A 26,676-nucleotide genomic window follows, 5' to 3' on the forward strand; every position below is an offset into this window, starting at 1 on the left:
CTCTAGTTATTGCTTAGAAGTGCTTCAATATCACTAGGGCTTGCATGTTTATTCCCATTGTTATTTGCGCCGGTGATCCACCAATAAATCATACCTGCATCGGAACAATCAAATTTATTACTCTGAAAAGGAACAACGCCATCTTTTTCAGCATAGGCCATCATTTCCCAAATAAATGCAATGCCTTCATTGTTATGTTGTTTAGCCCAATCCCAACTTTTGATTGGTGCTTGTAAACCGACATTTTGGTCTCCTATTTGATGCTCAATAACACCAAAATCTAAAATTTGTTGCCAAGTAAAATAATCACCACTGTTGTCATTAGCAGGGTGATGAGAAACAACGTGCACATATTGCCTCTTATCTATTTGAGCAGCCTCAAGTGCATAGCCAATAAGGTCGGGTTCTCCTGCTTCAATTATCCAAAGCGGGTTGTTGGAAGAGGATGCATTGATAGCGTCTATAAGGTCATTCGTTGCACCTGTTTGGTCGGTTCGACAGTTATAAAAATTACGTAAATTTTCAAACGGGCCAAATAAATTAATACCTTTTCTACTTAGTTCGTCTAACTTGTTTTGACGTCGCAATTCATTTTTTGCATCGATCTGAAATCGGCCTTTGTTTTTGAAAGGATCTAAATCACATGAATGGGAAAGATGCACAAGTCGTGATGACATGTCTGCTTTTTGTAACAACGCTAACATCACGGGCGTTGCTCCAATATCGTCAGGATCCGGAGAATTACCGTCAATGACCACAGCTAAACGTCCTTTGGGAGGCTTAATACCTTGTAAATATTGCTTATTTTCTTTCTTTGAGGAGAGTTTGACTGCATTAGTATGAGTACTTTGACTGCAAGATTGGCTCAACAATGCGCCTATGACAACGAAAGACATTAGGATTTTATTCATATTCTATTTTCCAAGGTTAGGGGTGTAGTGTTGTGCATATGCCGACCGGACTGATACCTAGCATATGAGATTTTCAAAATTAGACCTAATGCCTTAAAGCACTACTTAAACGCAATTCATAATTAAATTGTTTATTCAATAACTAAAAAGAGTTTATATTTGACTTATAATGAATTAACATGATTGTAAATGAAATTTAACAAGTTGACAAATAATCAATTTATTTATTGGAATAGAAATTATGAAATTATTAAAGAGTTGTACGTCTTTGCGTATACCTATTGCCATTTCGTGTTTGTTTATTGTAAGCGCATGCTCTGTTACTCCAAACAATATGGCCGAAGATCTGAAGACGACTAAGCAAATTGTCCACTCTGAAGCAATTGATAATGTATGGTCTGGACATCGCATTAAACCTTTCTTACTCACTCGAGGAGAACATCAGTTTGTTGCCTATTTTGATGCAAATCGTCAAATGACAGTTGCGCATCGTTACATAGGCAAGCCATGGCGCTATTATAAAGTTGACAGTCATTTAGGCTGGGATAGTCATAACTACGTCACAATGGAGTTAGATAAAGCCGGTCACTTGCATGTTATGGGTAATATGCATGGCGACCCTATTGAATATTTTAGAACTACAAAGCCTTATCAAGTAAGAAGCTTAGAACGAGTGAACAAAATGGTAGATGAGTCAGTTGAGAAGCGAATGACTTACCCAATATTTTTGCTCAATAAAGAGCGTGAGCTTATCGTTAAATACCGTGATGGAGGCAGTGGTAACGGTAACGAGATATATAATATTTATGATACTGACTCGCAATCTTGGTCGCAGCTTCATCAAAACCAATTTTTAAATGGTGAGGGCAAAATGAGTGGTTATTTCGAAGGTCCTGTTAGAGGTCCTGATGGCAACTTTCACTTGATTTGGGTATGGCGTAACACGCCAAATGCGGCTACTAACCATAGTTTATCTTATGCCAAGAGTAAAGACTTGCTTAACTGGACAGATTCAAACGGCGTGCCATTAACTCTTCCAATTACCTTGGATAAAACTGAAGTCATCGCACCTGTTCCAGCCTTTGGTGGAATGATAAACGGTAATGTCAAAATTGGCTTTGACCACAATGGAGCGCCAATAGTGACTTATCATAAATACGATGAGGACGGTAATACGCAAATTTATGTAACACGTAAACAAGGCAATCAATGGAAAAGCCAACAAATAAGCAATTGGGAAGACTTTCGTTGGGATTTCGGTGGACATGGCTCCTTAGGTAAGTTTCAAGTTAGACCTTATGCAGCAGAGATTTTGAATGAAAGTGAGCTTGGTGTAGAAGTCCGCAAAAAGGATGACATTATGCGCTTTGTTTTAGATAGCAAAACCTTAGAAACTCTGCGTGTTGAAAAGGCATATTTGTATCCCCCGCAAATTGCTAATATTAGTCAAGAATCTAATCGCTTAGTAAAAAGCTCTACAAACCTAACACTGGAGCAACACGTGTTTGAAGGAGTAGGGGATTTGAGTCCATCAGGTGGTGCTTACTTTTTGTCTTGGCTAAGTCAACCAGGAAACCGTGATCTTGCTCATGTGGTTATTTCTGCCCCCAGCGTGTTGTTACTTCATGAAAGTGAATAAGCACAATATGGGTTAAAGCATTTTTGTTATTGCATAAAAATAATGATAGATGACCTTAATTGCTTACGGTCATCTATCATTCACAATGTCACAGTTATTGTTCGCTTATCGTCATTTACTAGCGTGACGGTCTTAACTCATTTTTACTTTGTTTCGCCAGCTATCACGGTAATTTTCTAAATTAGTTAAACGTGTTGGTACAGCAGGCTTAAGGTCAATATTACTCAGTTCATTATTAGTCACTTTTTGCCAATCAATTAGTGAGGCACACCCTTGCACGGTCCCAGTATTATCTGCTGATAACCATACTGACTGTTGCGGGCGAAGTTGCGCAATGATTGAACACATCAGGGGATTTTGTAAAAATGCACCTTCTATATAGATATCACTTTTAGATTCTAATAAATCCAATTGAAAATCAATCATTAGTGCACAATATAAAGTGGCAGTTTCCGTCCCTTGGCTCGAATCTATTTCGCCAATAAAAGCCGGTTTATGACCACCAAATGGGCCACTGCCACCACTAAAATCGGGAATTGCCATCACAGAGTTGTCTATAAGATCTTGAAGAACGGCAGACTCGACAGGATCACCGAAAGCGCCGCCTAACATCGCACAAATTTTCTCAAATTCTCGGCCCCCCATAAAGCGGGCACAAGGAATAGGAGAAGACATAGCATCAACATTACCCAGCATATCTCGTTTAGCAGATAAACAAGATGTAGGTGTTCCAGAGCTCATTAGTACTGTCCATGTACCAGTCGATATCACCGTGAAAGGTTTATTTCCTTGTCGAATTTTATAGCGCAGAAAGCTAGCGTTGCTATCATGAATGCCTGCAAATACTTCGCACTCAGGACTCAGTCCAGTGATGTTTGCTATCGATGGACTAATTGCTCCAAGACTTTGCCACGCTGGGACAATTGGAGGAAACAAATCGAGCCAATTTAGATTTTTCACCATTTGTGAATAGTCATTTTTAAGCGGCGCCCATAAATCAGTGTGGCAACCTAATGATGTTACTTCTGTGCATCGTTTCCCTGTTAAACGCCACACCCAGTATTGCGGATACATGAGAATATCAGTACAGTTACCGAATTCTGTAGGAAAGTTTTTTTGAAGCCAAAATAATTGCCTGCCTAAGTTTAAACCCGCAGGGAGCTTTGGTGATAAACTCTCAGAGAAGTCTGGTTTTAGATCATCATACTCACTAGAACCAATACCTGAATATTCGTAATCGAGCACAGGAAGCACCAAACCGTTATTATCATTACTAGCGTCTCTATCAATAAGAGCAGCAGTGGCGCCGTGAGTGGTAACTGAAATAGCGGTAATTTCAAATTGGGCACTTAAACGTTGACATACTGAAACCATCCAGTCATAAATACCATCAACGTCAGCATGGGGGAATGGTCCTTTTGTTAGTATCTTATTTGATCTCGATTCACTAAATACCGATTTTCGGTCTTCATTTAGAAGGTGCAGTTTAACATTCGTTTTCCCAATATCGAGAATTAGGCTATGATACATTTTGATTTCCCATTTCTATTTTAATTGTCAAACCCACTAATTTGACCTTAGCTATTTACGTAAAACAATACTGCATATTTTGCTTGTTCATCAATGTTAATCATTACCTGATGCCTAACATTCAACTTAATATAATACCTTCGAATGACTGTATATGCAAATATATGATTAAAAGTGATTGCTTAATCATGGGTGTACATGTAATGGCCGTAAAATAGGGAGTTGATGCTAACTACTCACTATCATCGGCAATTAACACCTCAATGCCGTGTGATTCAAAAAAGTCAACTAGTTTTTCATCAATACCAGAGTCTGTCACTAATGTATCGACTTCGCTTAATGGGCATAAAATGAAATTACACCTTATCCCTATTTTGCTACTATCGGCCAATACAACTAATTTTTCTGTACGTTTCTTTAATTTTTGTTCAGATCTAATCAATAGTGGATCTGACTCCATAACGCCAAACTTTCCTATGCCCGGCGTACCCATAAACATCATGTCACCATGGTAATACTCAGAGCCATCATTTTCGTATGAACTTAATAATATACCTTGTTCTTTATATATTTCGCCGCTTGGTAAAGATATCCGGCTTATGCTATTTGTTGTTAAATAATTTGCTAACACGAAAGAGTTAGTCAAAATATTTAATTGCAAATCGTTAAGAAATTCGCCCATCATGTACGTTGAGCTACCTCCATTTATAATTATTGAGTCGCCATTTTTACACAGTTGTGCTGCCTTTTTTGCAATCTGTTTTTTAACTGCACTTTGGGTGTCTTTAGCATCATGGAAATTTGGACTGTTTAATACTTTTCTAGTAAAGGAGCTTTCAATTGATTCTGCTCCCCCTTGAATCTTCAAAAGTTTACCAATTTTGGAAAGTTTGTTTATGTCTCTTCTTACAGTGGCTTCTGACACCTGTAACTGCTGTGTTAATTTTTTAACGCTGACAAATTGTTGTTTAGTTAGCATTTCTCTTATTAACTGTTGTCTATGTTTTTCTAACATTAGCCTATTTCCTAAACTCAAATTATAGTTATTTTTCTAGCACTTTTTGCATAAAGTCTTCAATACTCTAAATTGACAAATAGTGCTTGTTACAATCATGTTAATAAATATACAGATATAGTCAATTTGAGTCAAAAAAGATATTTATGATTCATTTTAATTCACGGTGTTGACCAAGCTCATCACGTTTCGGACGGTGAATGTAATTTTTTATTAGAGAGTGAGACTGGTTTCTCTAATCTTAGGGAGAACCTGCAGCAGTGAGATTACAGCTTTTTTGAATATGTAGTTGGAAGAGCGCGTGGCCTATAGGAATAGGAACATTCCTTGACTATGGATACGGTTTTTGGCTAAACACTTCAGGTAGTTGAGACCATGTGGCTTCATACAATGTGGGTTATCTTTGTTTAATCGGTGATCGTACAGGCAATAAAGCATCGGGTGAGGATAGCCCGCTTTATTGCCACAATATGAATCCATATACAGTCAATGCTAGATTTATTGAAGGCCTTATCTCGCCATCCAGCCGCCATCTACTAATAGTGTATGTCCATTTACATAGTCGGAAGCTGATGAAGCAAGGAATACCGCTGCGCCAGCTAAATCCTCTGGGTTTCCCCAACGTCCTGCGGGTATGCGTGCAGATATCGCTGCATTGCGTTCTTCGTCCGCCCTCAATGCTTGGGTATTGTCTGTAGCAAAATAACCAGGTGCAATGGCATTGACGTTTAGCCCTTTTGCAGCCCATTCATTTGCCAATGCTTTGGTCAGTTGCATCACAGCGCCTTTTGAAGCACTATAAGCTGGAACGGTTATTCCTCCGGAGAAGCTTAAAAGCGATGCGATATTAATGATTTTTCCGCTACCGTTTTTGAGCATGTGTTTACCAATGCCCCTTGATAATCTAAACACACCATTGATGTTCGCTTCCATTACTAAATCCCAATCTTCGTCAGAAAAGTCCTCAGCAGGCGCTCGCCTTATGGTTCCAGCATTATTAACTAAGATGTCTACTTTGCCAAAGGCGGCAATAGCGTCATTAACAAGTTGTTTAACTTGTTCAGGTTTGTCTTGCTCACAGCCAAGTGCCTCGACTTTACCTTTACCGAGTTTTTCAATTTCAGCAACGGTATCTGCGACATTCTCTTTTTTTGATGCAACTGCTATTATATTTGCGCCAGCTTGTGCTAAACCAACAGCAATGCCTCTTCCTAAGCCTCTACTTGCACCGGTTACTAATGCAACTTTCCCATTAAGATCAAAAATATTACTCATAAAAACACTCCAGTTAAAATCATAATAGGTAAAATACAGTCATATTAGGTCTTAATCAAGCGGTAGAAGGTAATAATTTTAAGCAAGATGGTTCAATTTTTGGTGGGTAGTACTTGGTCAGAGACACCTTGCCCCGATAATTCTGAGCTTATATTGTTTGCACTTTCTGATACGCTTAACGTCGCAGTTAGCCGCTGTTATTGTTGTACCTACCTATCATTGAGGTGTTGAAACCATAATTACTTCAATCTCATGTTTAGCAAATAGCGCTAGAAACTGTGGTTCAACTTTGTCATCTGTTATTAAGATGTCTATTTTGTCTAAAGAGCATAAGATTAAAGAGCTCTTCTTTCCTATTTTGGTACTGTCGGCCAAAACGATGAGTTGGTCAGCTTGTTTGAGTAGCTTTTGCTCAGAAAGAACTAACATAGGGTCGGTTTCCATCAATCCGTATTCACCTATTGCGGGTGTACCCATGAACATTTTCGTACCGTGATAATTTGAAATACCATCGTTTTCAAATGAACTTAAAATGATACTTTGTTTTCGGTACAACTCTCCACCAGGAAGGGTTATTTGATTGTCTGAGTTGTCTGCTAATTCGCGCGCTAATGCAAATGAGTTTGTAAGTATATTTAAATGACGGCTTGCGAGTGCGTCTTTCATCATATAGGTGCTGCTGCCACCATTAATAATGATGGATTCGCCTTCTTCACACAAGGCAACTGCTTTTTGTGCTATTAATTCTTTTATATTCTTATTTTGCTCAGTATCAGCAAGGAATACAGATCCTTTAAGATGCCGGCGCTCGTGAGGTTGATACGACACTGTGTTTGATTGAGCGCCCCCTCTAATTTTAGTCAGTGCTTTTCGTTTCGACAATTTGGTAATGTCGCGGCGTATGGTTGCTTCAGAAGCTTTTAATTTGCTTGAGAGTATCGGAACAGATGCGTAGCCTAATTCAGCTAACAATTCTAATAGCAAATGATGTCGTTGTTTTTCAAGCATGTAATTGACCTTTTTAAGCCTATAGTTATATCTAAATATAATAACCTAGTTTGACAGGTAAAGACATGATATGAAAACTATTTTTACAGATTGATGTCAAAAATTGAACAAAAACGTCAACGAAGGTGTTCATTTCTGACTCGACGCTTTTTCGCTTTCGTACTCTTTTCGAAGACTCTCAATTTTATTTTCTGCTTTTTCGTATTCGTCGAAAGCACTTTTGCGGCTGTCGAATTTAAATACGCTTTTTATGGGACAAACTTCCGAACGAGTTATAATTTTATTAGCACCGCCGCCGCATACTTCGTAACTAGCCCCTTCAAATCGTGCTTGAAACGACGTTAAGAAAGATTGGCACCTAAACGCGGTGGTAACAAGATAATATTCTCTATTAGTGTTCATACTCACGCTAATAACATTATCTTCTAGCGCTCCCCAACCACTGATATTGCTTTGTCGAAAACAAGCGCGGCCATCTTGTTCTGTGCTTGCTCTGAGAACTTCATCAAAGCCTGGAAGATTTGGGGAGTGTATAGCACAAGCGGTAATCGTTGATATGACGCCGATTGATAACAAGCTCATTGTTAATTTTCTCATTGATTGACTCCTAGTAATAGAATGGTTTACACCACAAATGTAAGGCTAAAAAACGTATACCCAATAATTTTCCGTGTTCTTTATTGTTTAGATTATAGGATCTATATTTCTTTTCAAGTTAGGCACGCAATAAGGTTTTGGCTTGGGCATTGTTAAGCTTTTGTTAATCCATGATATAAATCATTTGATAAGTTAAACATAATTTAATATATTAAACAACGCGTGGTTTGGGTCGTCTTTTCGTTTGACTAGACTCAAACATAAGTAGAAGTAGATAGGAAAAAAATTCGTGTTTAATCAGAGCCTCATACAACATCGTATTGATTGTCATCATTTGTTTTGGAAAGAACGGGGTGATGACTATGATTGGCGTGTTGACGTTATTAATCGCACTTCGCTTGATGCGGTGAAAAGCCGTATAGTTCACCGCAAGCAACTGACCGGCATTTGTAGAGCTTTGTTAGTGCAAGCAGAACCTAATATTGATGACACCCAAAATTTAGTGCGCATTGCGCGTGCAAATGAATCTGTACTCGGCGTTGTCGCTTGTGTTGATATGTTCTCGGCAAATGCGTTGGCTACCGTTATTTCACTTTCAAAAAATTCAAGCGTAAAAGCAATTAGGGCTAGCCAACATAATACTAGCCAAAGCAATTGGTTAAATGCGCCTGAACTCCTACCTATATTTCATTGTTTAGAAATGTACGGTATTTGTTTTGAGGCCTTGGTAAAACCCCGTCACTTAGCGTCATTATTATTATTAAGTAAGCGTTTCCCTAAGCTAAGAATCGCTGTTGATCATATCGTCAAGCCTAACGTTATTATGCAAAATTTTGACACTTGGTCAGATAAAATGAAGCAACTTGCAGCGCAGCAAAATGTGTATTGCAAGCTTTCTGGTTTAGTTGCAGATGCACGTCATAATCTTGATGTTGATAGCATCGTTCCCTATATGAATCATGTCTATCATTGTTTTGGGCCTCATAGACTGCTGTGGGGAAGCGATTGGTCAACCGTTAATGTTGAAACAGATTATGAGCAATGGATTGAACTTACCGATGCATTTTTGTCGTCAATGGATGTTGAGGATAGGATGGCCGTTTGGTCTCGTGCGGCAACGACCTTTTATCGTTTAGCATAAATAATCAAATTTACATTGTTTGGAGCCTAGATTAATGCAAATGTGGTTCGATGGAGCGACATTTCTGTTTAACGAATATTCATACGAGTAAATTTTTCTTCAAATATTTAGCCTGCATATTTTGTGATTCAACATACATAAAATACATTTCATATTTATTTTAAAATATAAAAAACAATAAGTTAGACTTATACTCTTGCCTTTTAAAGCTTGTTTTCACTATTGTTATCTTTGTATTGCATATAAAATAATGTTTCAAATATGAATTTATTGCTTGTTTTTAACATAAAGATCACATTAATATATACGCTTCGAATATGGAGTATCTCGCTTAGGCAGAAGTTAAATAGAGCGATTTATAAGCTAAAATAAAACAAAATGTAAAAAAATTGCGTGTATTTCTATACATAATAATATATCGGCGTATGCTAATAGTAATAGAAAAGTGATTTAGCTAAAGCGCAAAATAAAAAAATATCGTTAGCTTTGTCACCAATACATGGTTTGGCTATATAACGTGCCACTGTCGACTTCATATCTTCGATATATTGACAGTGTTTGGCGCACATGAATTAGAAAGAGAAGATTATGTTTAAAAAAAATCAGGTTGGAAGCACATCACTTCAGGTCACTGAACTTGGGTTTGGTGCTGCTACCTTTGGCAATTTGTATCGCCGTATGACTGACGAAGATGCTCATTCGGCAATTAAAAAAGCCCTGGATATGGGGATAAACCAATTTGATACAGCACCTTTTTATGGTTTTGGTTTAAGTGAAAGAAGAGTTGGGGACGCATTACGTGAAATCCCTTCTGAAGACTATATTCTGTCGACCAAAGTAGGTCGCATAATGAAACCATGCGCTAAGGCAGAAGATAAACATGGCTTTTGTTCGCCAATGCCTTTTGAACCTGTTTATGATTATTCATACGACGGTGTTATGCGTTCCTTTGAAGATAGTTTACAGCGTTTAGGACTATCGAAAATCGATATTATTTATATGCATGATATTGGTGAAGTTACCCATGGCGAAGAGCACGATAAGCAATTTTCAATCGCTGTTGAAGGCGGTTTTAAAGCGATGGATGAATTACGTTCTCAAAAATTAGTGTCGGCTATTGGCCTTGGCGTTAACGAATACGAAGTGTGTGAACAAGCAATGGATCACATGTACTTTGATTGCTTTTTACTTGCCGGACGCTACACCTTATTAGAACAAAAAGCCTTGGAAACCTTTTTACCGCGCTGCGTAAAAGAAAATACTTCAATCATATTAGGTGGGCCCTATAACTCGGGTATTTTGGCAACAGGCGTGCGCAATGAAGGCGTAACCCCGCACTACAATTACGAACCGGCTTCACAAGATATCATCGACAGGGTCTTGAAAATCGAATCTTTGTGTGATCAATTTGACATTCCATTAGCTGCGGCTGCTCTGCAGTTTCCATTAGCGCATCCGGCGGTGGTTAGTACTATCCCAGGTTTAAGCTCAGCTCGTCGCGTGAGCAGCACGGTAGAGCAAATACAGCAAAATATTCCAAAAGACTTCTGGTTAGCAATGCAAGCTGCTGATTTGCTAGACGCAAAAGCGCCCATTCCGGCTTAAGGTGCAAGTGATGTTAAGAATAGATAGTCATCAGCATTTTTGGCAAATTGAACGAGGCGATTACGCTTGGTTAAGCCCTGATTTAGGCCTGTTATATCAAGATTTTCTGCCACAAGATATTCAAACTATTTTAGATGGGCAGTCGGTCACTAAAACCGTATTAGTTCAAGCAGCAGATACAATTGACGAAACGGAATTTATGCTTAGTTTGGCAGACAAGCATGAATTCATAGCAGGTGTTGTTGGCTGGGTTGATATGCAATCCCCGCAAGCAGCACAAGATATTAGCCGTTTAGCGAAGAACCCTTTCTTTAAAGGGATTCGCCCGATGCTACAAGATATAGAAGACCCTGATTGGATATTACAAGCGTCACTGGACGATTGCTTTAAAGCCTTAATCAAACATGACCTTGCATTTGACGCCTTGGTACTCCCCCAGCATTTAGACAACATAATGCTGTTAGCAGAACGATACCCGCAATTACGCATTGTGATAGATCATGGTGCGAAACCTAAGATTCCCCTCGGCCTAGAACATCCCGAGAATCTTGCATGGCGCAGAAAGATGCAATGTTTAGCAAAGTTCGACAATGTCTATTGTAAATTATCAGGCCTGCTTACAGAAGCCGGTGACGCTGTTAATTATTTGACGATAAGACCTTTTATGCAGCTGCTTTTAGACAGTTTTGGCCCGCTTAAATTGATGTGGGGTAGTGACTGGCCTGTTATTAATTTGGTCAGTGAATACCCTAGCTGGGTAGAAATGACGACAACATTCTTGGCTACCTTGCCAAAACAAGCACAGCAGTCAATTTGGGCTTCTACAGCCCAATCTTTTTACAAGCTTTAATAAAGTATAGGTTACAACTATGAGTAATAGATTCGAAGGTAAAACCGCGTTAATCACCGGTGCAGGCAGTGGTATTGGTAAAGAAACCGCCTTGAGAATGGCAAAAGAAGGCGCGCATGTGCTTGTGTTTGATATGAATGAAGAAGCGGCAGAATCCGTTTTGACCGAAATTAGAGAGCACGGCGCAGAGGGCGAAAAATACATTGGCGACATTTCAAATCATCAACAATGCCAAACGTTGGTCTCAGAAATACTGCAACAAAGATCAATTGATGTTTTAGTTAATAACGCCGGGATTGCACACATTGGCAACCTAGAGAAAACGTCAGAGGCTGACCTCGATAAGATTTATAATGTCAATGTGAAAGGCGTTTATAATCTGATGTCGGCCGTTGTGCCCGCGATGAAAGAAAAACAATACGGTGTTATTTTAAATCTGGCCTCTGTAGCGTCAAGTGTGGGCATTGCAGACCGCTTTGCGTATTCGATGAGCAAAGGCGCGGTGCTTACAATGACTTACTCAGTAGCTAAAGATTATATCAATGATGGTATTCGTTGCAATTGTATTGCTCCAGGGCGTGTCCACACACCCTTTGTTGATCAATTTCTTGAGAAAAACTATCCCGATAATCGTGATGAGATGTTTGAAAAGTTATCTAAGTCGCAGCCCATAGGACGTATGGGTGAGGTAGAGGAAATCGCCGCATTGATTTGTTTCTTATGTTCAGATGAAGCTGCATTTATTACAGGCACTAACGTGCCTGTAGACGGCGGATTTGTGACTTTAAATAACTAACATCCCGGTAAACAATCAATAGCTTGGACATAAAAATGACAACAAAAACAGCAAGTACAGTAAGCACAGACAATATACAGCAAGGTGGAAAGCATGAGCTTATCCCTAAAGTGTATTTGGTTTCTTTCATCTTAGTCACTATGTGTTTTCCACTATGGGGCTTTGCGAATGATATAACCAATCCTTTGGTTAAGGCCTTTTCTAAAATATTACAGATGAGCACTTCTGAAGGTACGCTAATACAGGTTGCTTTTTACAGCGGCTATGGTGCCATGGCAATTCCTGCCGCTTTATTTATCAAGAAGTTTAGTTATAAAGCAGGCCTTTTAACAGGTTTAGGTTTTTATGCCCTGGGTGCCTTTTTGTTTATACCTGCGGCAAACGTGCAATCATTTTTACCCTTTTTGTTAGCTTTTTTTGTGATGACCTGTGGTCTTTCATTTTTAGAAACAAGCGCAAACCCTTATATTTTGTCTATGGGACCCAAAGAGACTGCAACGCGGCGTCTTAACCTTGCCCAAGCTTTTAACCCATTAGGGTCTTTACTGGGGATGTTCGTTGCTACTCAGTTTATTATTCAAAAGTTAAATCCTGCATCTGACGCAGAGCGCCGCTTGCTAGCCGATACCGGAAGCGTTGAATCTTTACAACAATTAGCCGCAATTACAGCCAACGATTTAGAAGTCATTAGAAACCCGTATTTAGCCATAGGTGTTGTCGTATTCATTGTGTTGTTAATTATTGGCTTTAAAAAAATGCCAACAACTGAAGAACCTTCTACGTCATTAGATATAGGCGGTACGTTTAAGCGCTTATTGGCAAATCGCAACTATCGTGAAGGTGTGGTTGCGCAAATGTTTTATGTTGGCGCACAGATTATGTGTTGGACCTTTATCATCCATTATGGAACCGAAGTGCTAATGAAAACCGGTATGAGTGAGCAAGCTGCCGAGTCTCAGTCGCAAATATACAATATTTACGCCATGATTATTTTTTGCCTTAGTCGTTTTATCTGTACATTTTTGCTGAGATTTATTGACCCCGGTAAATTGCTAATGATCTTAGCTGCTTCAGGCATGCTTTTCACAACGGCGACAATATTTCTTGATGGCGTTGCGGGTATTTATGCCTTAATCGGTATTTCTGCGTGCATGTCTTTGATGTTTCCTACTATCTACGGAATAGCGCTTTCGGGTACTGGAGATGACGCGAAATTAGGTGCTGCAGGCTTAATTATGGCGATTGTTGGCGGAACTTTTTTACCAATGGCACAAGCGTCAATTATTGACATGCAAACCGTGTTTGACGGTTTCTCAGCTACTAAGGCTTCGTTTATTTTGCCGCTAATTTGCTTTGTCGTTATTGCTATATATGGAAAACGCTCTCAAAAAGTAGGTGAACAATGAGTACAAAACACTGTTTTGCATTGGACTTAAAAGACGACCCTAGCACGATTGAAGAGTACAAAAAGTACCATGCACCTGGGGGAGTTTGGCCCGAAATAATAGACAGTATTAAGTCTTCTGGCATTTTGAATATGGAAATATATTTAGTCGGCAATCGTCTATTTATGATCATGGAAGTGTCAGAGCAATTTTCTAGTCAAGCCAAAGAAGAGGCCGATTTACGCAATCCAAAAGTGCAAGAGTGGGAAGATTTAATGGCGACTTTTCAACAATCATTACCATGGGCTAAGCCAGGTCAAAAATGGCTGCCCATGCAACAAATATTTTCTTTAAAAGACTGATAAAAGGGGTAATTATGAAATTAATTCGATTTGGAGAAGCAGGCTCTGAAAAGCCAGGCGTAGTGGATAGCAATAATGTCATTAGAGACGTTTCGGCACATGTAGCCGACTTCAATCAAGCATTTTTTGCTGATAATGGCATAGCGAAACTACAAGAATTAGATTTGCAAAATTTACCTGAAGTAGATGGGAATGTGCGTATTGCTGAGCCAGTATCTCGTATTGGCAAGTTTATCTGTGTAGGTTTGAACTATGCTGACCATGCTGCAGAATCAGGTATGGATGTACCTTCTGAGCCTGTATTGTTTATGAAAGCGACTTCTTCTGTTATTGGTCCTAACGATACCGTAATGTTGCCTCCTGGTTCTGAAAAAAGTGACTGGGAAGTCGAGCTAGGCGTGGTTATTGGTAAAGAAGCTCGCTATGTATCTGAAGAAGATGCCATGGATTATGTGGCGGGTTTTGCTGTTATCAATGATTTGTCTGAGCGCGCTTATCAAATTGAAAAACAAGGCCAATGGTGCAAGGGTAAAGGCTGTGACACTTTTGGTCCTGTTGGCCCATATTTAGTGACGCCTGATGAGGTTGGTGACTTTAATGAACTTAATATTTGGTTAGAACTTAACGGTAAGCGTGTTCAAGATGGTAATACGAATACTATGGTTTATAAAGTGCCGTTTTTAGTCTCTTATATTAGTCAGTTTATGAGCTTACAGCCAGGTGACGTTATTAGCACGGGCACACCTCCTGGTGTTGGTTTGGGTATGAACCCGCCGCTTTATCTTAAAGAAGGAGATGTGATGCGTTTAGGTATCGATAAACTTGGTGAACAGCAGCAAAGTGTAGAACGATTCAAACGTGTTTAACGCTCAAATCAATACTACTAGATAAAGATTCAAAGGGTCGCGTCTATTCAAAACGCGATCCTTTGTTTGTTCTGGCGGATAAGGATATGCGTAAGCATCTATTAAGTGGATTGGAAATTATATTTGCTAAATGAGTCATTAAGCGATCGCGTGTTAAATTAAATGTAAAATACATTAATTAGTAATTGTTACTATTTTGTTGATTGACTTCAAAAGAACAAGCGGCTAATATCAGTGTATATTTATAAATAAAAATCATTTATTGAGTCGAGAAATGGTAGAAAAACAAAAATCAGACAAACGCCTGTTGCTATTGAATGAGAATGATAACGTTCTAGTCACAACGACAAAAATTGCGGCGGGTGAAGAAGTACAAGTTGAAGGTAGGCTTGTGCAGTTTTCGGCAGATATTGAAGTCGGCCACAAAATAGCCAGAGAAAATATCGCTCAGTTCGCCAAAATTATCAAGTATGGCGCGCCTATTGGCTCATCTACAACACCTATATCAATCGGTGAGCATGTACATACGCAGAATATGAAAAGTGACTACATTCCCAGCCACACCCGAGTAGGAAAAACAGGTTAAACTCATGATCCCACAATTATCAGGATATTTAAGAGACGATGGTAGTAAAGGTATTCGCAACGTAATACTTGTAGGCTACTTAGTCGAATGTGCACACCACGTTGCACGTAAAATCGTAAACCAAGCAGACAACGCCGATGTTCAACTAATTGGATTTCCCGGCTGCTACCCCAATGATTATTCATTATCGATGATGGAGCGTTTGTGCACCCACTCTAATGTAGCCGGCGTGTTACTCATCTCTTTAGGTTGTGAAGGTTTCAATAGAGAGAAGCTGAGTAACACTATAACCCAAAGCGGCCGCCCGGTAGAAACCTTGGTTATCCAAAAGTCAGGTGGCACGCTTAGTACTATTGAAGCAGGTATGAAAATTGTTAAAGCGCTCGAGCAACAAGCGCAACAAGTTAAACGTGTGCCAATGGAGATGAATGAGTTATCTGTAGGGACTATTTGTGGCGGTTCTGATGGTGCCAGTGGTATCACGGCAAACCCATCGGTAGGCCGTTGTTTTGACTTCTTAATCGAACAAAACGCAACCTGCATATTTGAAGAAACCGGCGAATTAATAGGTTGTGAGCACTTAATGGCTGATAGGGCGGCAACGCCAGCTTTAGGTGAACAAATAACCCAGTGTGTCGCAAAGGCTGAGAATTACTATACAGCCATGGGATATGGTAGTTTTGCGCCAGGCAATGCTGAAGGGGGCTTAACCACCCAAGAAGAAAAATCCATGGGTGCATACGCTAAGTCGGGTAGTTCCAAAATCAAAGGAATAATTAAACCAGGAGAGCGACCAGAAGCAGGCGGTGGTCTATTCTTGATGGATGTTGTACCTGATGGCGACCCCATGTTTGGCTTCCCGAATATCTCTGACAACGCTGAAATTGTCGAAATGGTTGCCTCTGGTTGTCATGTGATTTTATTCACGACTGGAAGAGGTTCAGTTGTTGGTTCGGCTATTTCACCAGTAATCAAAATCAGTTCTAACAGCACCACTTACAATAATTTGGTCGGTGATATGGATGTTAATGCTGGTGCAATTATGGATGGTGAAGCAAGTATCGACTCTGTAGGGCAGGAAATATTTGACTTAGTGGTCAATGTCAGCAAAGGCGCTCAATCAAAATCTGAGCAACTCGGACATCAAGAGTTTATCTTAACCTATAAACGCTTTGACCAAATGGGACCTTCGTGCATGCCGCACGGCTAAGGTTTATTTAGCTCTTAAAATGCCAAGTACGCCGGTACTTGGTATTTTAATTTCACTTAACCTCGATGCTAAGAATATCACAAAATAAAACGCTACACTTCAAGCCCATGTACACATCTTAATAAAGTAATCTCAGCTGTTTGAAGATGCTTTTCCAAGCTTTTTATAGTGCCAACCGTGTCATGTGTCACAAGATTTTGTAAAATCTCTATGTGTTCGTCTATGGCTACAGTAAACCTTTCTAACTCACCGGTTTTATCCCACTGATAATGATAGTGACAAACAAAAGAAACGATATTGTAAAACTGGTCAATAAATCGATTTTGGGTACAGTGCTTTATTTTGAAATGTAATTCTTTATCTAAATCGGGAAATTCTAAATACCGATTTTCGATATCCGCTCTTACCTCTTGGTGTTTTACGAGAAGCTCAGAGAGGTCCTGCCAAATAGGATCGCTTTTTGGGAGTTTTAACAGCTTAGTAATGGCGTTCATCTCGAGTAATTGACGAAATGAAATAAGTTCTCGGGCGAACTCTTCGTCAAACTTAACCATCTTCCAGCGACCACGGGGTATTTTTTCTATTAGGCCGTTATTAGAAAACTTAAGCAAAAACTCTCGAACAGTAATTGTTGTACAGCCTGATTGTTTGGCTAAACCTAATTCAGAAAACCTATCGCCGGGTAAAAGTTTTCCCATGTTAATGAGGTTGAGGAAGTACTTTTCAATCTGTTCGTCTTTCGTTGAGCTTTTATTTTCTATGTCGAAGTAATCATCTTTTGTCGGTTTACGTAAAACAATTTTGTTTGAACCTGAACGTTTAATTACCTCGCTTTCGCATAAGTGCTCAACACAAGCTCTTACGGTTGTGCGGCTAATATTGAGTATTTTTGTTAGCTCAATATCGTTTGCCATGACATCTTGACCTTCAGGCAACGCAACGATCATATCAAGAATCCGATTAATCGAACTTTTAATCAAATAAGTCTTCTCACTCAAGCACTTCTCCTTCTTTATTATTATGTTCTTATATAATGGGTACTTTTATACGAAATACTACATCATTTCTTTAGTATATCCGAAAATTTATACTATAAACGATGTTTTTTTACAAAACACACACCTATTGTCATAAATCTTTTCAATTACTTTACACTTATAATAGTTGACTTACGGCATGCTCGGCAGTAATCTGTGTATTCTATATATAAACACACATATATTTGTGGTGATAAGTGGCCATTACTCACAAATTACGTTCTCAAATTGGACATAACATGGATTTAACAATTACATTTTTAGCTAGACTATGGATCAGTATCTTTATAGTCGTTAGTGCGTCAGCATGCAGCAATAACATTGTTGAAGAGGGATCTGGGCTTAATGTTGATTCGCCGCGCCCTAACGTAGTTGTGATCCTCGCAGACGATATGCGAATAGGTTTAACTGGTTACGAAGGCCATCCTATTATCAAAACGCCAAATATTGACGAACTGGCGGCCAACGGCACGGTGTTTAGCTCTGGTTTTGCCACAAGTGCTGTTTGCACGCCAAGTCGCACAACTTTACTGAGCGGCTTATATGAGCGTCGACATGGAATAAACTTTAATTCTCAAAGTAGTATGACAGAAGCTGCTTATCAACAGACTTACCCGATGCAATTGAAACAGGCTGGCTATTTTGTAGGTTATGTAGGTAAAAATCACACACCTATTGGCATTAATGATAAGGGCGTGACCGGTTATAAAAGTGGGGTTATGGATAACAGTTTCGATTACTGGTATGCAAGTCATAAACACCTAGGTTTCTATCCAAAAGATAAAGCGCAACATGCAATCTTTAAAAATGCAGAATCTGATACACAAATTGAAATTATAGAAGAAGGCCTAGAAAACTTTATGGCACCAAATGAGGCTTTTCAGGCAGGTTATGACTTTTTAGATAGTCGCCCGCAAGATAAACCTTTTGCACTATTAATTAACTTTAACGTGCCACACGCAAACAGCACATTGTCGATGGAGCAGCGTGAAAGCTGACGTGAATTCTACCGTAAGTAGCGAACTTGCTAGGGCTTTGGTCATTTTTTCAGGTTTAATCATTTTTCCTGATTCGCCAGAAGAATATTTAGCGAAACAAGACTTATTTGAGTTTTTTGAAAAAATGCCCGCATCGTGGGACGAGTCGATAGTGGTATCAAGTGATATAAACCAACATATCGTTACTGCCCGAAGAAGCGGTGAAGATTGGTTTGTTGGGGCTGTAATTAATGAGCAGGGCGCTTCACTACCGCTGGATTTGAGCTTTCTTGAAGCCAAGCAACGCTACACTGCTAAAATATTCGCCGATGCGCCGGATGCGCATTATATCAATAATCGCGAAGCCTACGAAATTCGAAGCGTTGAGCTTAAAAAGGGTGATAAGCTAACAATGGACTTAGCCCCTGGAGGTGGACAAGCGATTTGGATAAGCCCGATTAAAACTGATAAGCGATAGGGCAGAAGCTTAAACAACACAAAGACATTTAGGCCAATAAGTTAAAATTGGCCTGAATATGACAAGCTAAGTTCTGATAAGCGCGCAGCGGCTTCACTTATGTGTTCTTGCGCCGCGTTTATGTTGACGTCTGATTGACTGTTTTTCAAAAAGGGAACGGTGAGGGTGCCAATAATATGCCCTGAATCGCCCGCAAAAATAGGATAGGAGATATCGTGCAAACCCTGAATAATAGGGCTTTTAACCTTAGCGTATCCACGTTCTTTTATTTCGAGTAAAGCGTCGACAAGTTGAGTTTTGTCAAGCTCAGCATAGACTTTCGATAGTTCACTTAAAGCCTTTGCTTGCTGTGTTGGCGACTTCCAAGCCAATAATACTTTCCCAGAGCCCGATTCGTGTAAATTCAGATGATGCCCCAAATGTACCGAAAACCCGACACTGCCAGGATTTTCAACTTTTGCCACAACCACCATACGATTTTGACTTTCAACGGCAATATGGCAGGATTGAAATATAGTCGCTGCAAGCTCCCTCATGATAGGATATGCCGCCTCAATCAGTGTGCCAACAGGTGGTACTCTTAGCCCTAAATCGAACAAGCGATTAGTAATATGATAGTAATCAGAGCCTTGGTTTTTACACAGGTAACCCATTTTTTCAAGCGCGGCTAACATACGATAAAGCTCACTTTTAGAGCGATTTAAAGTGTTAGATATTTGAACTAATGACATTGGCTTTTGCGCTTCAGCCAAAAGCTCTAAAATTTCAAAGCCTTTTTCCAATGCGGGCGCTGAATACTCTCTTTTTATTTTATTTTCTGCCATCTTTTTTCCGTTTTCAGCGTTATCACGTTATTTGCATTGCGTTTACTTTTCTACGTTGGGTCGTGCACTTAATGTTTAATTTTATATTACGAACACAGTTTTTGTAAGGCGAAACGCAATTTACATTGATAAAAACTCAACAAAAGTATTACACCACAATTGCAAGCACACTGCCCCTATAATTAACCCATTATCGCTAATGATAACCATGGTAGCCGTTTTTCTCTTTCAAGCATCTAACATCGGTGTTGCAGAGAGACAAAATGTTTTTAAGTTTGAATTGCCAGTGAGAACGCCTGTATAAGCAAATAATTGCGAGAGGACTAATTAATTATAAAAAGGTGTTTAACACTCAACGTCATAGAACAATCGAGCATTTGCAGATCATATTGATAATTGCAATCTTGATAGGATGGTTTAAAGTAATGCAGCTACCTTATTGCACGTTGTTAACTTTTAATTTATTTTTAGCCTGTTCAATGTCCCCATCATTATGAAAACGATCTCTATTATTTTGCTAAGTTTAATTGTATTAAGTTGTAAAAAAGATCCTAAGCCAACTGGTATTGGCGTGGATTATTGTCCTAATGTAAAGAAAGTCGACAAACCACCTATCAAGCCGGAAGATACTCATAAGTTTAAAAAATTAAAGCGTGAAAGCGACTCCACCATCTATGATAAACCTATGGAATTTAAGAAAGACACGCAAAGTTGTGAAATCCAAATGAAGAAGCTAAAAGATAAATCTGCTGTGAAACCATAGAGTGTTTCAAAAAACTGAAATTTTTAATAAAAGCCATTATAATTTCTAATTATTAATGTTAATGATTTAACTTAAAACTCATAACTATGCGACAATTGATTTGCCTATTACTACTTATCCAAATACTTCCTTCACAAGCTCAGGAAGCGACTTACTGCGTGACCTCGTTAAGCGAGTTGACAAGCGTGGTCAAGAAAAAAAGTAAAAAATCGTTGTCTTATCCGGAGTTTGGAAAAATAGGTCAGTACCTCACTGTAAAACTTGGTGTCGTAACATACTATTTAGAGTCTAAGCATGTAGACATAAAATATAATACAAATCGAAAAACCTTGACAGCCGTATGCGAAGGCGCAACAAATTGTATCCTAACAGGAAATCTTACTGCGCCCAACCGCCAGCCCAAAAAAGAGATAGCCACTTTATCCAGAGCCTCTGCACGTGATCTGCAATGCTATGCCGGCTATCTCAACCAACAAATAATGAGATTAAAATATAGTAGACCGACAGCTAATCTTAGTGTCAATAAAAAGAAGACTTCGCCATACAAAACTTCGGAGGTAAAGAAGGAGACACCTCAAACAACGTTAAAAGAAAAGGAAAAACTGTTGCTTGGGCTTGAAGAAAAGGTAATGCCTAAGCTAGATCATGAGGCTTCGTTTTTAGATTTTAAGACCAATGCGCTGAGGGAAATTACAGACTGTATAAATACTGTCAACGAGATTTTTAATACATTTAATAGCAAAGTAAAAGTGGGAGATAAGGCTAGCTTTCGGCGTGTATTTGTGTCTGTACAGCCTCTAGAAGAAGAGGCCAGGCAAAATGCTCGTATGGCGTTAACATATATAAAGAATGGACGCGACTATGCTATTAAGCATAAAGTGCAAGAAGCTGAATGGAACTCACTATACAACAATGCAGTGCTTCTCCTTAAAAGTAACAGCGAAGCAAGTAAACCCGCTACTCAATCTAGAATAGATAATATGAACGACACCGGTTTTGAGATGCTGTTAAAGTTAAAAGTAGCTAGACTAGAGGCTCTTGCCACAGGGGCTGAAAAGATAGGGAATTCTTTAACAAAGTAATCTAAATTGTCTAACTAAACTTTTTAGCTCATTAGAGTAACTTGGAGCTAAAAAGCTCATCTAATGTCTCCAATAATTATAAATACTGCTTTTCATCTATACTACCTGGTTTCTTAGATATTTAACTTTCAATTAAACTTCTAATTTCCGATTGCAAGAGATTAGGGTTTTGCTTGGCAAATTGTTTAATCGGAGCCAGAGAGATTGAAGTTTGGTAGTTCTGAAAGATTAGATTTAGATTATAGAGAGTCTGTTCTAAAATTTCGTTATCATCAAGGTTTTTTAAAATTTCAAAATGTTGATAAGTTAAATACCTGATTCTTGGAAAGTAAATGTCGGGATATCGGATTTCATCGCTCATGTTTTTTAGATTGATAAGCAGTTCAGACCTTTGACTATAAATATAGAGTTCACCAAGTTCAGATTCAGTTTCTAGTAAACTTTGATTTTTATGACCTTGTTCGATCAACTGCCAATATTTTTGAGCTGTTTTACTTGTAAAAAGATTATTAGAACCAATAGAACTCTTGATAATACGATAATCCTCGATAATTTCCTGAGCAAAAATGATATCCATCAACCAATCAGAGTAAAGAGGAGCTTTTGTTTCAATCAAGAAGCAGATGGGAGCTATTGATTGTCTAAGCTGACTTTGGTTTTGATAAAGTTTCTGGACAACAGAGAAAGCATATTCAACTAATTGATCATTAGTTTGATTCTTGATGAAATCAAAAAGCTCTACAACTGAACTATTTAAACTTTTGAGAGTGTAAGCATCAGGGAACTCAGCTTCTGAAGCTAAAGTTTCCAGTAAGTAAATAGTTTTTAATAAGTCCGAGCTATAAATTTCAGGATAAACTGAAAATGCTTGTTTAGTCATTAATTAACGTCTGAAAATATTATTTTAATTTCACAAAAACTCTACAAGTAACTTTACCAGCCAAAATTAATCTGATTTTTCCGGTATTTGCTCAAGATTAATTTCTTCTGCTAGAGAATCAAGTTTTTCCGGCTTCCATCCATCAGCTAAATTATTCCAAACTTGCTGACGTAATTTCAGCGGGCACACAGAAGTATAGGACAAATTAACGCTACCGACTAGTCTCTGTGGCAGCTTATCTAGGGCATCAAAAAATTGATTCTTTTGGTTCAATAAAACCATCTGAATTTGCACGAGAGTGATATCATAGCACCATTTATTCAGCAATCCTGCTGACACTTTAGAGCCTTTTATTATCCGTTTGTCTGTAATTACTAGATAAGGATCAGCAATGGAATCACAGTTTACAGAATTCACCTATGGGTATACGCTAACCGAAGAAATATCGAAAAAGTACAATTTTAGATCAGTACCAACTTTTCCAACACTAATTGAAGAAGGGAGAAATGATGGTTTGTAGATTGACAAGAAAGTATCATACTTCTACAAGTCGTATAAGGAAAGGTTGACCGGCAAGAGTGAGCCTAAACCGGACATACGTTTTCTAAATTTAAAGAAATTTTATTGTTCATTTTCACGAAAAATATTGAAGCCTTGACTGACCCTTGAGAGGCAGAAAGCGGACAGTTGTGACATCAATAATTGCTGTAAAAGAAGCGAAAGATCAAAAGCTTCAGCGGCATGAGTTTTCCTACATATCATCTCAACCTGAATGATTTTCTCATTGATATTGTTTGTTTTATAAACGATAGTACTTATTGAAAATATTTTCGCTGACCAAGGAAATCCATCCTATTAAGGAAGAATATGAAGCCTAAGCATCATACCAATAAATTTGTCGCTACCAGAGAATTTACCGATAGAGTCGGCCCGGTAGAATTGTTCATTGCCGCGGTTAAACAAACCCCTTCATTGGAAAAATGCGAGGTATTGAACTGGTATGGTGTGGGAGGCGAGGGAAAATCAGCCTTGCTACGTAAAATCATCAGCACAATTGATGAAATGAATCAGGACATTCATAGTGATCTCGACATAAATGTTGCGAGTGTCAACTTGGACGCACCTCAGTTCAGAGCAATTGAGCAAGCATTGTTGTCTATAAGGTTGCAACTCGGTCTGTCATTTGGCGCCTCGTTTCCTTGTTTTGATACTGGGTTTGCTCGTTATCATGTCAAAACCAATCCGCAAGTTGATATTAGAGATAAATTTCCTGAATTGTTTAAAGGTGAAAATACGCTGCTGAATGACACCATTGAACTTGTAAAAGACCTTATGGAAGATACCCCAGGAATAGGCTTTTTATATAAATACAGCGCAAGACTTTCAGCCCGACTCAAAGAATGGTACAAGCGGCGTGGTTGTGCGGTACTTAGAGGTATTGATACACTCGAAGCCGATGAACTGTTAGCTAAATTACCCGAATATCTCGGAGCTGACTTATACGATATTGTCGAGCGGCATCCAAACAAACGGATATTTGTCGGTTTTGATACGTATGAAGCGTTGTGGCGTGATACGAATACTACAGACCCATTAATGGGGGCCAGACATGATAGTTGGGTCAGATTACTTATTGAGTACTCACCCGGCGTGCTATATGCCATATTTGGTAGAGACATATTGCAATGGGAGGCACTGGATGCAGATTGGGGCTCATGCATTGATTGCCATCGATTAGGAGCATTATCTAATGAAGACAGTCACTTGTTTTTGTCAAAAGTCCCTATAGTTGACATTGAGATCCGTAATCGCATCGTCGACAGTGCAAAAGGACTGCCTTTTTACTTAGACTTACAAGTCCAGCAATATGAAAGGCTAATGGACAGTGGTAAGGTTGATATTGCATTATTTGGTGGCACGCACGCGGATATCTTGCAGCGTTTTTTAGACCACTTACCCACCAATGAGCAAACCATGGTGAGATTAGCTTCGTATCCTAATTCACTGTCTGAAGACATATTGATGCTCTTGTTCAAAGAGCATGGAGGTGGCATTAACAATTTAAATTGGAATTGGTTTACACGGCAATCGTTCATCTCCAAAGATGAAAGTGGCACCTATACAATGCATGCGTTAGTGAGAGAATATCTCCAAGCAATTGAAATTAAAGAGCGAACTAAAGTATGTGAAACGATTCATACAACCCTATTTAATGTTCATGATTCGACTCTTAACGCGATGTATCCTAGTGAACTAACTAAAATACACGAACTAGCGCTAGAACAAGCAGTCTACCACCGCTTAAGATTTCACTTTCATAGTTTCTATTCGTGGCTTTATACGAAATGTCAGGTATTTTCAGATGGCGCCAGAGCTAAGCTACTAGAGCGGATCTATTTGGGAGTAGTCTCCTTTAGTAGTTCTATTTCCGAGCTTAAAGACCCTCATAAATTGATCGAATTAAAATTTAGGGTGGCAGAACAAGTTAGTCAACAAGGCAGATATGAAACGGCAGAAAAACAGTTTCGGTCTATTTTGAAGGTTCAAAGACATTCTGAGATGTACGGTTATAATCATCCTCAAACACTCTTAACAAGAAGTAGTATCGCCTATCAACTTGGAAGGCAAGGACATTACTGGGAAGCAGAGAAGGAGTTTCGTGCTGTTTGGGAAATTCAAAAACAACTCGATGAACTCGGTGAATGCCATCCTGACACCCTAACCACTCGGCACAATCTAGCTCTCCAAATTGGATACCAAGGCCGCTTTCAAGAGGCTATGAATGAGTTTAAAGAAACTTGGGAAATTAGAAGAAGACCAGATGTGCTTGGAGAGCAACACGTTGCCACCCTAGGAACTAGGCATAATATTGCACAACAAATGGGCAATCTAGGACGCCATCAAGATGCGGAGAACGAGTTCCGCCTAATTTGGGAAACTCAAAGTCAGTCCAACGTTCAAGGAGAGAACCACCCAGACACCTTAACCACTAGAAATAACCTCGCCAATCAAATAGGCTATCAGGGCCGTTTCAAAGAGGCTGAGCAGGAATTTCGAGCGATCTGGGAAATTCAGCGACAGCCAAACATCTTAGGTGAATATCATCCATACACATTAATCGCCCGAATCAACCTTGCTCAACAAATTGGTAATCAAGGTCGCTATAATGATGCAGAGAAGGAATTTAGCTCAATTTTTAATATTCAAAGGAAGCCCGAAATTCTCGGAGAGCATCACCCAGACACTCTGTTGACTAGAGTTAACTTAGCCCTGCAAATTGGCCGTCAAGGACGGTATCAAGAAGCGGAGCAAGAACTGCGAGCAGTTTTTGAACTGCAAAGACTCCGATATGTGCTTGGTGAACACCACCCAAGTACACTGATTACACGTTCGCTTATTGCACAACAATTAAGCTCTCAAGGTCGGTATAAGGACGCAGAGGAAGAGTACCGAGCTGTGACGGAAATCAGGAGGCTGCCCGAAGCACTTGGGAATAGTCACCCTCGAACACTGATTTCATGGAATAATCTAGCAGTACAAATCGCCTTGCAAGGTCGCTATGCTGAAGCAGAAACTGAGTTTCGTGCCATTTGGGAGATTCAAAGACAACCTGATGTATTGGGTGAAGCGCATTCGAATAATCTTAGAACTGTTTTTTTTATTGCAAAAATGCTTCATAAGCAAGGGGAAGTCAAGGAGCGAGATGAATTGTTACTTGGGCTGGAGGAAAAGATACTTTCGCATTTTGATGATAAACACAAATGGATAATTGAATTAAGAACACTAGCAGAAGAAATTGATAAACAGTGAATATTCATTTCTTTGTTTTGAATACAAAACGAGACGGTTTAACAATGAA

Annotated in this window: 26 protein-coding genes; 16 read left to right on the top strand and 10 right to left on the bottom strand. The window is 39.1% G+C overall.

Annotated elements, in window-relative coordinates; all coding sequences use genetic code 11:
• Window positions 1-2: 2 nt before the first annotated feature.
• Window positions 3-911, bottom strand: coding sequence for a hypothetical protein (locus AC0L6H_RS13470; protein WP_473389564.1), 909 nt, complete (start codon window positions 909-911; stop codon window positions 3-5).
• 241 nt (window positions 912-1,152) lie between these two features.
• On the opposite strand from AC0L6H_RS13470, the gene AC0L6H_RS13475 reads away from it, so the two are divergent.
• A complete protein-coding gene (locus AC0L6H_RS13475) occupies window positions 1,153-2,550 on the top strand; it encodes a BNR repeat-containing protein (RefSeq protein WP_473389565.1) in 1,398 nt (465 codons plus the stop codon).
• Between the two features lie 132 nt (window positions 2,551-2,682).
• On the opposite strand, the gene AC0L6H_RS13480 is transcribed toward AC0L6H_RS13475, so the two are convergent.
• The 5 genes from AC0L6H_RS13480 to AC0L6H_RS13500 form a co-directional block, all read right to left on the bottom strand.
• Entirely contained in the window at window positions 2,683-4,080 is a 1,398-nt protein-coding gene (locus AC0L6H_RS13480; RefSeq protein WP_473389567.1) for an FGGY-family carbohydrate kinase, read from the bottom strand.
• 232 nt (window positions 4,081-4,312) lie between these two features.
• Window positions 4,313-5,095: a DeoR/GlpR family DNA-binding transcription regulator gene (locus AC0L6H_RS13485; protein WP_473389568.1), complete on the bottom strand. Its 783-nt coding sequence runs from the start codon at window positions 5,093-5,095 to the stop codon at window positions 4,313-4,315.
• Between the two features lie 510 nt (window positions 5,096-5,605).
• A complete protein-coding gene (kduD, locus tag AC0L6H_RS13490) occupies window positions 5,606-6,370 on the bottom strand; it encodes a 2-dehydro-3-deoxy-D-gluconate 5-dehydrogenase KduD (RefSeq protein WP_473389570.1) in 765 nt (254 codons plus the stop codon).
• A 216-nt stretch (window positions 6,371-6,586) separates the two neighbouring features.
• Window positions 6,587-7,378, bottom strand: a complete 792-nt coding sequence (locus AC0L6H_RS13495; RefSeq protein WP_473389571.1) for a DeoR/GlpR family DNA-binding transcription regulator — start codon at window positions 7,376-7,378, stop codon at window positions 6,587-6,589.
• A 129-nt stretch (window positions 7,379-7,507) separates the two neighbouring features.
• Window positions 7,508-7,975 carry a DUF6491 family protein gene (locus tag AC0L6H_RS13500; RefSeq protein ID WP_473389573.1) on the bottom strand — a complete coding sequence of 156 codons (468 nt, stop codon included), beginning with the start codon at window positions 7,973-7,975 and terminating at the stop codon, window positions 7,508-7,510.
• Window positions 7,976-8,264: 289 nt separating this feature from the next.
• On the opposite strand from AC0L6H_RS13500, the gene AC0L6H_RS13505 reads away from it, so the two are divergent.
• The 9 genes from AC0L6H_RS13505 to AC0L6H_RS13545 all read left to right on the top strand — a co-directional run bounded on the left by AC0L6H_RS13505 (window position 8,265) and on the right by AC0L6H_RS13545 (window position 16,776).
• Window positions 8,265-9,116: an amidohydrolase family protein gene (locus AC0L6H_RS13505; protein ID WP_473389574.1), complete on the top strand. Its 852-nt coding sequence runs from the start codon at window positions 8,265-8,267 to the stop codon at window positions 9,114-9,116.
• Between the two features lie 588 nt (window positions 9,117-9,704).
• Entirely contained in the window at window positions 9,705-10,721 is a 1,017-nt protein-coding gene (locus AC0L6H_RS13510; RefSeq protein ID WP_473389575.1) for an aldo/keto reductase, read from the top strand.
• Window positions 10,722-10,731: 10 nt separating this feature from the next.
• Window positions 10,732-11,571, top strand: coding sequence for an amidohydrolase family protein (locus AC0L6H_RS13515; protein ID WP_473389576.1), 840 nt, complete (start codon window positions 10,732-10,734; stop codon window positions 11,569-11,571).
• 19 nt (window positions 11,572-11,590) lie between these two features.
• Window positions 11,591-12,367 carry an SDR family NAD(P)-dependent oxidoreductase gene (locus tag AC0L6H_RS13520; protein WP_473389577.1) on the top strand — a complete coding sequence of 259 codons (777 nt, stop codon included), beginning with the start codon at window positions 11,591-11,593 and terminating at the stop codon, window positions 12,365-12,367.
• A 35-nt stretch (window positions 12,368-12,402) separates the two neighbouring features.
• A complete protein-coding gene (gene fucP, locus AC0L6H_RS13525) occupies window positions 12,403-13,773 on the top strand; it encodes an L-fucose:H+ symporter permease (RefSeq protein WP_473389578.1) in 1,371 nt (456 codons plus the stop codon).
• On the top strand, window positions 13,770-14,114 hold the full coding sequence (locus AC0L6H_RS13530; RefSeq protein WP_473389580.1) for an L-rhamnose mutarotase: 345 nt from the start codon (window positions 13,770-13,772) through the stop codon (window positions 14,112-14,114). Before fucP ends, AC0L6H_RS13530 begins: the two co-directional genes overlap by 4 nt.
• A gap of 14 nt (window positions 14,115-14,128) precedes the next feature.
• Window positions 14,129-14,980 (top strand): fumarylacetoacetate hydrolase family protein, encoded by an 852-nt coding sequence (locus tag AC0L6H_RS13535; RefSeq protein WP_473389581.1) that lies wholly within the window; start codon window positions 14,129-14,131, stop codon window positions 14,978-14,980.
• A 274-nt stretch (window positions 14,981-15,254) separates the two neighbouring features.
• Window positions 15,255-15,566, top strand: a complete 312-nt coding sequence (locus AC0L6H_RS13540) for a UxaA family hydrolase (protein WP_473389583.1) — start codon at window positions 15,255-15,257, stop codon at window positions 15,564-15,566.
• 4 nt (window positions 15,567-15,570) lie between these two features.
• A complete protein-coding gene (locus AC0L6H_RS13545) occupies window positions 15,571-16,776 on the top strand; it encodes a UxaA family hydrolase (RefSeq protein ID WP_473389584.1) in 1,206 nt (401 codons plus the stop codon).
• 92 nt (window positions 16,777-16,868) lie between these two features.
• Here AC0L6H_RS13545 and AC0L6H_RS13550 read toward each other — a convergent pair whose 3' ends face one another.
• Complete coding sequence (locus tag AC0L6H_RS13550) at window positions 16,869-17,774, bottom strand: GntR family transcriptional regulator (RefSeq protein ID WP_473389586.1); 906 nt, start codon at window positions 17,772-17,774, stop codon at window positions 16,869-16,871.
• A 278-nt stretch (window positions 17,775-18,052) separates the two neighbouring features.
• Between AC0L6H_RS13550 and AC0L6H_RS13555 the strand changes: the two genes are divergently transcribed.
• Both AC0L6H_RS13555 and AC0L6H_RS13560 read left to right on the top strand, forming a co-directional pair.
• Entirely contained in the window at window positions 18,053-18,811 is a 759-nt protein-coding gene (locus AC0L6H_RS13555; RefSeq protein ID WP_473389587.1) for a sulfatase-like hydrolase/transferase, read from the top strand.
• Window positions 18,801-19,268: a glycoside hydrolase family 97 C-terminal domain-containing protein gene (locus AC0L6H_RS13560; protein WP_473389588.1), complete on the top strand. Its 468-nt coding sequence runs from the start codon at window positions 18,801-18,803 to the stop codon at window positions 19,266-19,268. Before AC0L6H_RS13555 ends, AC0L6H_RS13560 begins: the two co-directional genes overlap by 11 nt.
• A gap of 41 nt (window positions 19,269-19,309) precedes the next feature.
• Here AC0L6H_RS13560 and AC0L6H_RS13565 read toward each other — a convergent pair whose 3' ends face one another.
• Window positions 19,310-20,092, bottom strand: a complete 783-nt coding sequence (locus AC0L6H_RS13565; RefSeq protein WP_473389589.1) for an IclR family transcriptional regulator — start codon at window positions 20,090-20,092, stop codon at window positions 19,310-19,312.
• A gap of 493 nt (window positions 20,093-20,585) precedes the next feature.
• On the opposite strand from AC0L6H_RS13565, the gene AC0L6H_RS13570 reads away from it, so the two are divergent.
• Together AC0L6H_RS13570 and AC0L6H_RS13575 are read left to right on the top strand one after the other, a co-directional pair.
• Window positions 20,586-20,855: a hypothetical protein gene (locus AC0L6H_RS13570; RefSeq protein ID WP_473389590.1), complete on the top strand. Its 270-nt coding sequence runs from the start codon at window positions 20,586-20,588 to the stop codon at window positions 20,853-20,855.
• Between the two features lie 158 nt (window positions 20,856-21,013).
• Window positions 21,014-21,937 carry a hypothetical protein gene (locus AC0L6H_RS13575; protein ID WP_473389592.1) on the top strand — a complete coding sequence of 308 codons (924 nt, stop codon included), beginning with the start codon at window positions 21,014-21,016 and terminating at the stop codon, window positions 21,935-21,937.
• 121 nt (window positions 21,938-22,058) lie between these two features.
• Here the strand turns inward: AC0L6H_RS13575 and AC0L6H_RS13580 are convergent, their stop codons facing one another.
• Window positions 22,059-22,817, bottom strand: a complete 759-nt coding sequence (locus AC0L6H_RS13580; protein ID WP_473389593.1) for a hypothetical protein — start codon at window positions 22,815-22,817, stop codon at window positions 22,059-22,061.
• 66 nt (window positions 22,818-22,883) lie between these two features.
• Complete coding sequence (locus AC0L6H_RS13585; protein WP_473389594.1) at window positions 22,884-23,156, bottom strand: hypothetical protein; 273 nt, start codon at window positions 23,154-23,156, stop codon at window positions 22,884-22,886.
• Window positions 23,157-23,208: 52 nt separating this feature from the next.
• On the opposite strand from AC0L6H_RS13585, the gene AC0L6H_RS13590 reads away from it, so the two are divergent.
• Both AC0L6H_RS13590 and AC0L6H_RS13595 read left to right on the top strand, forming a co-directional pair.
• Window positions 23,209-23,337, top strand: a complete 129-nt coding sequence (locus AC0L6H_RS13590; RefSeq protein ID WP_473389595.1) for a hypothetical protein — start codon at window positions 23,209-23,211, stop codon at window positions 23,335-23,337.
• 347 nt (window positions 23,338-23,684) lie between these two features.
• Window positions 23,685-26,627 carry a tetratricopeptide repeat protein gene (locus tag AC0L6H_RS13595; RefSeq protein ID WP_473389597.1) on the top strand — a complete coding sequence of 981 codons (2,943 nt, stop codon included), beginning with the start codon at window positions 23,685-23,687 and terminating at the stop codon, window positions 26,625-26,627.
• Window positions 26,628-26,676: the final 49 nt, after the last annotated feature.

This window comes from Glaciecola sp. G7-5, from assembly GCF_055808975.1.